Genomic DNA, 7,979 nt, shown 5'->3' with positions numbered 1-7,979 from the left:
GGCCCCCGCCGCAGGCGGGGGGTGGTCTTTCGGCGGCGCCCCCCCCCCGGGGGGGGGGGCGCCCCCCCCCCCGGCCCCCCCCGCCACCGGCATCGCCCTTACGTTCTTCCCGCTGCGAGTCGCCGTTGCCAACGGTGGCCGCCCACAAGGGAGATCGGGGGTGCGCACATGCGGATCGGACTGCTGACCGACGGCGGACATCCGTACCCGACCGGCGAGACCGGGCGGTGGTGCGACCGGCTCGTGCGCGGGCTCGCGCGGCACGAGTTCGACATATACGCGCTGGGCGGTGGCGCGAGCACCGAAGGGCAGGGCCTGCCCGCCCTGCCCCCGCAGGTGCGCCGGGTGCTCACCGCGACGCCCCAGGCCCCCGCCGGACGCCGCCCCCCGCGCCGGGAGCGCGGCGAGGGGCGCGGCTACGGACGGCGGGAACGCCAGGCGTTCGCCGCGCACTTCGGACGCCTGGCCGCCGCGATCTGCGCCGACGACCCGGCCGCCCCGGCCGCCCTCGGCGGCGAGTACTTCGCCGACGGCCTCTACGGACTCGCCGCCCTCGCCCGCGACCATGGCGGGCTCGCCGGTGAACTGCGCTCCGAGACGGCCGTCCGCATCCTGGAGGGCGCCTGCCGCGCGCCCGGCGCGAACCGCGCCGTGCGCGCCGCCCGGGTCCCCGACCACCTCGCCTTCGCGAGCGAGCTCGAACGCGCCCTGCGCCCGCTCTCCCTCGACTGGTACGGCGACGACACCCTCGGCTCCGTCGACCTCAGCCACGCCGCGTCCGGCGGCCGCGCGGCGCTGCCCGGGCTCCTGGCCAAACGCTTCTGCGGGGTGCCGCTCCTGGTCACCGAGTACGGCGTCCAGCTGCGCGCCCACTACCTCGCCGACGCCCGACTCGGCGCCCCCGCACGGGCGTTGCGGTACGGCTTCGAGCGTCGCCTCGCCGCCGAGGTGTACACCCAGGCCGAGCTGATCACCCCCGGCAACGCCCACACCAGGCGCTGGCAGGAGCGCTGCGGCGCCGACCGCGCCAAGCTGCGCACCGTCCACCCCGGCCTGCCGGCCGACCGGTTCCACGCGGTGGGGGAGGGCGCGTACTACGCGGACCCCGGCGCCCTGGTGTGGGTCGGCAGGGCCGAGCCCGCCAAGGACCTCATCGCCCTGCTGCACGCCTTCGCCGAGGTCCGCAAGGCCGAACCCGGCGCGCGCCTGCGGCTGTTCGCGGCGCCCGCGCGGGACGCGGAGAGCGCCGGCTACCTCGCCCACTGCCGCGCGCTCGCCGCCCACCTCTTCCCCGACGAGGCGGCGGGCGCCCACGCGGTCGGCGACAACCCCGTCTCGTTCGAGGAGATCGGCGGCCCCGAGGCACCCGGGCTCGCCGACGCGTACGCCACCGCGAGCGTTGTCGTCCTGTCCAGCGTCGTCGAGGGCTTCCCGCTCAGCCTCGTCGAAGCGATGTTCTGCGGCCGGGCCACCGTCTCCACCGACACCGGCGCGGTCGTCGAGGTCATCGGCGGCACGGGCCTCGTGGTGCCACCGCGCAACCCCCGCGCGCTCGCCGACGCCTGCCTCGCCCTGCTGCGCGACCCCGAACGGCGCGCGCGCCTGGGCGCCGCCGCCCGGGCCCGCGCGCTCGAACTGTTCACCGTCGAGCAGAATCTCGCGGCATTTCGCGGCATTTACCTGGAGCTCATGTCGCACAACCCGGTCCGTCGCGAGAGCGCCGACGGCACGACCGCGCCCCAGCCCTTCGCGCACCCCGCCGAAGCGCATGTGCCGGGCCGCTGGGCGGCGCCCGCCGCGACCCGGGGCCCGGTGGTCCGCGCCCGCCCGGCCGCCCTCCTGACGAGGGAGCGGCCCGCCGCGCGGGAAGCAGCAAAAGGGGCGGCGCATGAGTGACCTCACCTCCGCCGGGCCGGACGGCGCCCGGCCGGTCAAGAGCGCCGAGGCGCCGCGGCGCGGCGGCCCCGCCGACCCCGTCAAGGCGCTGCTGCACCGCCACCGTGAACTGTGCGAGCGGGCCGTCGACCCGCTGGAGATCGCGGCGGGCCTCGAAGCGCACGGCGTCACCGACCGCACCGCCGCGCGCTTTCGGCACCGCGACGTCTTCTCGCTCGCCGAAGAGCTCTACGCCCGCGTACCCCGCGAGACCACACAGGACGGACCCGAACAGGCCGCCCCCGCCCGGAAGTTGACGGCATCCATCGCCGGGTGGGCGCCGTGGGCGCCGCTGCCGGGCGTCGTCTGCGTCCTCACCGCCGTCGGCGCGCGGGCCGCGACCGGCGCGCTCCGCCCGGCGCTCGTCCTCATCGGGGCCTTGGCCTTCGTCGCGGCCCTCACCCTGGCGCTGCGGCGCGGCCCCCTGCGGGCGGCCCCGCGCGCCGGCCTGGCCGTCAGGCTCTGCGGCGGCTGGCTCATGGCGTACGCGATCGGCGGCGACGCGCTGCTCGCCGAGGCCGTGCGCGGCGGGCCCGACGGGGGCTGGCCACTCGACCCGGCGGCGGCCACCGGTCTGGCGTTCGCCGTCGTGCCCGGCCTGTGGTGCGCCCACCTCTTCTCCGTGCGGGCCCGCCGGGAGCTCGTGTCGAGCCGGGGACTCGCCGAGTTCTCCGGACGGTCCAGACCCCTCCTCCTGGCGACGGCGGCCCTGTTCGCCGCCGGTCTCGCGGCGAGTCTGACGCTCAGTCAACTCGCTTATGGCGGCGAATCGTTCGCCAAGTGCTTGGCGCTCGGCATGCTGCTCTGGCTCGCCCGGCTGCTCGCGGCGCACGGCTTCGCCCGCGCCGCGGCCAAGGTGCTGGCCGCGGCCGCGGGCGCCGAACTCCTCGCGCTGTGCGCCGTGTTCGCCGGGCGCCTGCCCGGCCTCTCCCTCGTCGGCCGTCCCGTCGAGACCGCCGTCCAGAACTGGGGCGCAGGGGCCCTGCCCGCCGCCGTGTGCGGCGCCGCCGCCCTCGCCCTGCTCGCCCGGGCCGCCGCGGTACTCGCCCGCGCCACGGCCCACCGTGACCAGTGAGGCGCCCGACGACCGACGCGCCCACCCCACCGAAGCGCCGGACCCGCCCGACCACGCCACACGGCGGGCGGCAAGGCATTGAAGGAGAACGACACATGACCGCCGCCCTGCCCCCGGCCTCCCGCCGCCCGCACGGAAGGACCGTGCGATGAGGGTGCTGCTGCTCGGAGCCAACGGATACCTCGGCCGGTTCGTCGCCGACCGCCTGCTCGCCGACCCCGCCGTCCAGCTCACCGCACTCGGGCGCGGTGACGACGCCGACGTACGGTTCGACCTCGCCACCGGCAGCCCGGGAGCCCTCACCCGCTTCCTCGACGCCGTGCATCCCGGGGTCGTCGTCAACTGCGCCGGCGCGATCCGTGGCGGCGCGCGCGAACTGACCCGGCACAACACCGTCGCCGTCGCCACCGTCTGCGAGGCCCTGCGCCGCAGCGGCTGCGGCGCCCGCCTCGTACAGATCGGCTGCGCGTCGGAGTACGGGCCGTCGCAGCCCGGCTCGTCGACCGCCGAGGACGCGGTGCCGCGCCCCGGGGGACCGTACGGCGTCTCCAAGCTCGCCGCGACCGAACTCGTCCTCGGCTCCGGGCTCGACGCGATCGTGCTGCGCGTCTTCTCACCCGTCGGTCCCGGCACCCCGGCCGGCTCCCCGCTCGGCCGGCTCGCCGAGGCGATGCGCCGCGCCATGCAGTCCGGCGACGGCGAGCTGAAGCTCGGCGGGCTCGGGGTGCAGCGGGACTTCGTGGACGTACGCGATGTGGCGCGGGCCGTGCACGCCGCCTCGCTCTCGGCCGCCCAGGGCGTGGTCAACATCGGCACCGGCCGCTCGGTGAAGCTGCGCGACGCGGCCGCCGTGCTCGCCCGGGTCGCCGGATACGCGGGCGCCCTGCACGAACTGGACGGCCCGCCCGGCATGCGGCCCGGACACATCGGCGCCCCGCGCTCCGGCGAGGCCGCGCTCGACCACCTGGCCACGCCCTCGCCCTACCCCGACGGCTGCGGCAGCTGGCAGCAGGCCGACGTGCGCACCGCGCGCGACCGGCTCGGCTGGCGGCCCCGGATCAATCTGGAGGAGTCGCTGGCCGACATCTGGATGGAGGCGGCATGCCGCATCTGACCAGGACCGCGCGGCAGCGCGCGGCGACCGGCGCCGGCCGGCTCGGCCTCGGGGTCCCCGGCTACGCCCACCCGCTCGTGGCCCCCGTCGAATGGGCCGAACTGACGCGCCCGGGAACACCGTTGCACTGGGCCGTGCTCAATGTGTCCGGCGGCGGCGCGGGCGGCCCGGGCACACGGCCCGACCCGCACTGCCTGGAAGCGGCCGGAAAACTGCGCAACGCCGGGATCCGGGTGCTCGGCCACCTCGACACGGAGTACGGGCACCGCCCCTTCGGCGAGCAGATCGCCGAGGCGCACCGCTACCTCGACTGGTACCGGGTCGACGGCTTCCTCCTGGACCGCTGTCCCACAGGGCGAGACGAGCTTCCCGCCATGCGGCGCACGACGGAGACCCTGCGGGCGCTGCGCGAGGGCGCCCACCTGGTCCTCGGGCACGGCACCCACCCGTGTCCCGGATACGTCGAGATCGCCGACCAGCTGATCACCTACACCGGCCCCTGGCACGACTACCGGTGGTCGCAGGTGGCCGAATGGACCGCCGAGTACCCGCCGGAGCGCTTCTGCCACCTGGTGCACGGGGTGCCGAGGAGTCATCTGGAGGAGGCGCTGCGGATCGCCCGCTGGCAGGGCGCGGGCACGGTCTACTTCACGGACCGCGCCGACCGGGCCCCCCGGGGAAGGGGCGCCGCGGACCCCTTCGAGACGCTGCCCGGGTACTGGGACGAAATTGTCTCGCGGATCGGACCTGGTATCTCGGAATGAGAGGGGGCGTGGCAGTGTTGCGGAGAGAACAACCGTACTGACATACCGACCGACTGCGTAAATTGAGGTTCACGTGTCGCTGCCACCCCTGGTCGAGCCAGCAGCTGAGCTCACCGTAGACGAGGTCCGCAGGTACTCGCGCCACCTGATCATTCCCGACGTCGGGATGGACGGCCAGAAGCGCCTGAAGAACGCGAAGGTGCTCGCGGTGGGCGCCGGCGGTCTCGGCTCGCCGGCCCTGATGTACCTGGCCGCCGCCGGTGTCGGCACGCTCGGCATCGTGGAGTTCGACGAGGTCGACGAGTCGAACCTCCAGCGCCAGATCATCCACAGCCAGGCCGACATCGGCCGCTCCAAGGCGCAGTCCGCGCGGGACTCCGTCCTAGGCATCAACCCGTACGTGAACGTGGTCCTGCACGAAGAACGGCTCGAGGCCGAGAACGTGATGGACATCTTCAGCCAGTACGACCTGATCGTCGACGGCACGGACAACTTCGCGACCCGCTACCTGGTCAACGACGCGTGCGTGCTGCTCAACAAGCCGTACGTGTGGGGTTCGATCTACCGCTTCGACGGCCAGGCCTCGGTCTTCTGGTCCGAGCACGGTCCCTGCTACCGCTGCCTCTACCCCGAGCCCCCGCCGCCGGGCATGGTGCCCAGCTGCGCCGAGGGCGGCGTGCTCGGCGTGCTGTGCGCGTCCATCGGTTCCATCCAGGTCAACGAGGCCATCAAGCTCCTCGCGGGCATCGGCGAGCCGCTGGTCGGCCGCCTGATGATCTACGACGCCCTGGAGATGCAGTACCGCCAGGTGAAGGTCCGCAAGGACCCCGACTGCGCGGTCTGCGGCGAGAACCCGACCGTCACCGAGCTCATCGACTACGAGGCCTTCTGCGGCGTCGTGTCCGAGGAGGCCCAGGAAGCGGCGATGGGTTCGACGATCACTCCCCGGCAGCTCAAGGAGTGGATCGACGCGGACGAGAAGATCGAGATCATCGACGTCCGCGAGCCGAACGAGTACGAGATCGTCTCCATCCCGGGCGCGAAGCTGATCCCGAAGAACGAGTTCCTGATGGGCTCGGCCCTGGAATCGCTTCCTCAGGACAAGCGCATCGTCCTGCACTGCAAGACGGGCGTCCGCTCGGCGGAGGTCCTCGCGGTCCTCAAGTCCGCCGGGTTCTCCGACGCGGTCCACGTGGGCGGCGGCGTGATCGGCTGGGTCAACCAGATCGAACCGGAGAAGCCGATCTATTAGGCGCGGGTTTCGATCCGCCGGCCGTCTGTGGCCGGCCGCGCAGTTCCCCGCGCCCCTGATCGGGGGCGCGGGGAACTGCCATGTGTGCGGCTCCGCCGCGTGGGCGCGAACGGCCCCCACCGGCCCGCAGGTGAAGAGCGACCCGTTACTGGCACACCGCCCCGGCGGCCGGCACCTTCCCGTCAAGCAAATACGCGTTCACCGCGCCCTGCACGCACTTGTCACCGCTGTCGTACGCCCCGTGTCCCTGCCCCTTGTACGTCAGCTCCACGCCGACACCCGGGCCCAGCTTGTCCACCATGTTCTTGGCGCCCTGGTAGGGCGTGGCCGGGTCGCCGGTGTTGCCGACGACCACGATCGGCGGCGCGCCCGGCGCGCTCACATCGGGCGTGGTCCACTGCCCGGCGACCGGCCACTCGGAGCAGCCGAGCAGGCCCCAGGCCATGAAGTCGCCGAAGACGGGCGACGCCTTACGGAACGCGGGCACCTTGGCTTTGGCCTGGCCGACGGTGTAACGCTGTTTGAAATCGGCGCAGTTGACGGCCGCGTTGGCCGCCTGGATGTTGCTGTACGTGCCGTCCTTGTTCCGCCCGTTCATGGAGTCCGACAGGACCAGGAGCAGGGCCCCGTCGCCGCCCTCCGCGTCGTCCACCCCCTGTTCGAGCAGCTGCCAGTACTCCTTGGAGTACAGGGCCTGCGCGATGCCGTTGGTGGCCTGGGTCCGGCCGAGGGTGCGCCCGCTGTTGCCGGCCGGGATGGGCTTGGTGGCGAGCTGGGCGAGCAGCTTGACGATGACGTCCTCGACCTCCTTGACGTTCGCGCCGCGCAGCAGGCACTTGTCGCCTCGGTTCACACAGTCCTGGGCGAAGTTGTCCAGGGCGAGCTGGAAGCCCTTGGCCTGGGCGAGCGCGCCCTGTTCGACGTCGTTGGTGGGGTCGACCACTCCGTCGAAGACGGCCCGCCCGACGTTCTTGGGGAACAGATGGGCGTAGACGCCGCCGAGCTCGGTCCCGTACGAGATCCCCATGTAGTTCAGCTTCTGATCGCCGAGCACCTGGCGCAGCAGGTCCATGTCGCGGGCCGCGCTGGTGGTGCCGACGTGGGGCAGGACCTTGCCGGAGTTGTCCTGGCAGGCGGTGGCGAAGGACTTCAGGCTTTCGAGGTACGTCTTCTCCTGCGCCGCGTTGTCCGGGGTGGCGTTCTGCGCGAAGTAGGCGTCGAGCTGGGTGTCGTTCTCGCAGCGCACGGGCGCGCTGGCACCCACGCCGCGCGGGTCGAAGCTGACCAGGTCGTAGCGGGCGCGCAGGGCCTTGTAGTCGCCGGCGGCGGCGGGCAGGGTGGTGATGCCGGAGCCGCCGGGGCCGCCGAAGTTGAAGACGAGCGAGCCGACGCGGTGGGCCCGGTCGGTGGCCTCGGTGCGGATGAGGGCGAGGTCCAGGGTGCCGGCCTTGGCGTCGGCGTAGTCGAGCGGCACCTTCATGGTGGCGCACTTCCATGCGCCCCCGCCGGGCGGCGCCGAGGGCGCGGAGCCCGTGCCCTGCGCCGGGGTGGGCGCCGCGCACGGCTTCCAGCTGAGCTTCTGCGAGGCGAGCTTGGCCGGGTCGGCGCTGGTGGGGGTGAGCCCGTTGTCGTCCTTGCCCCCGCTGGAACAGCCGACGACGGTGAGCAGGAGGGCGGCGGCGGCGAACGCGGTGGCCCGGGTCCGCTTGCGTGGGGCACGGTGGTGTTCCATCTCCCCATCCTGCGGCGCGGGCACGGGGGGTGCGCGAGCGGGGCGGCCCATGCGGGTGGCGCCGTCGCGGGCCGGACCGGCCGCGCCGGCGCGCGGGGGCGGGCCCG

The 7,979-nt window shown here is 74.0% G+C and carries 6 protein-coding genes; 5 read left to right on the top strand and 1 reads right to left on the bottom strand.

The window, feature by feature from the left end:
• Positions 1-168 precede the first annotated feature (168 nt).
• The 5 genes from ACFYM2_RS24390 (at position 169) to moeZ (ending at position 6,140) form a co-directional block, all read left to right on the top strand.
• Positions 169-1,896 carry a glycosyltransferase gene (locus ACFYM2_RS24390; RefSeq protein ID WP_388839021.1) on the top strand — a complete coding sequence of 576 codons (1,728 nt, stop codon included), beginning with the start codon at positions 169-171 and terminating at the stop codon, positions 1,894-1,896.
• Positions 1,889-3,010: a hypothetical protein gene (locus ACFYM2_RS24385; protein WP_388839018.1), complete on the top strand. Its 1,122-nt coding sequence runs from the start codon at positions 1,889-1,891 to the stop codon at positions 3,008-3,010. The genes ACFYM2_RS24390 and ACFYM2_RS24385 overlap by 8 nt, the downstream gene beginning before the upstream one ends.
• Before the next feature lie 148 nt (positions 3,011-3,158).
• Positions 3,159-4,124: an NAD-dependent epimerase/dehydratase family protein gene (locus ACFYM2_RS24380; RefSeq protein WP_388456479.1), complete on the top strand. Its 966-nt coding sequence runs from the start codon at positions 3,159-3,161 to the stop codon at positions 4,122-4,124.
• Positions 4,112-4,888: a spherulation-specific family 4 protein gene (locus ACFYM2_RS24375; protein WP_388839015.1), complete on the top strand. Its 777-nt coding sequence runs from the start codon at positions 4,112-4,114 to the stop codon at positions 4,886-4,888. Before ACFYM2_RS24380 ends, ACFYM2_RS24375 begins: the two co-directional genes overlap by 13 nt.
• A 73-nt stretch (positions 4,889-4,961) precedes the next feature.
• Entirely contained in the window at positions 4,962-6,140 is a 1,179-nt protein-coding gene (gene moeZ / locus ACFYM2_RS24370; protein WP_358998594.1) for an adenylyltransferase/sulfurtransferase MoeZ, read from the top strand.
• Positions 6,141-6,285: 145 nt separating this feature from the next.
• Here moeZ and ACFYM2_RS24365 read toward each other — a convergent pair whose 3' ends face one another.
• A complete protein-coding gene (locus tag ACFYM2_RS24365; protein ID WP_388456475.1) occupies positions 6,286-7,872 on the bottom strand; it encodes an alpha/beta hydrolase in 1,587 nt (528 codons plus the stop codon).
• Between the last annotated feature and the right edge of the window lie 107 nt (positions 7,873-7,979).

This window comes from Streptomyces sp. NPDC006711, from assembly GCF_042869775.1.
Taxonomy (GTDB): Bacteria; Actinomycetota; Actinomycetes; order Streptomycetales; family Streptomycetaceae; genus Streptomyces.
Note: the sequence above shows the minus strand (reverse complement) of the source record. Positions and strands in the feature narration are given on the sequence as shown.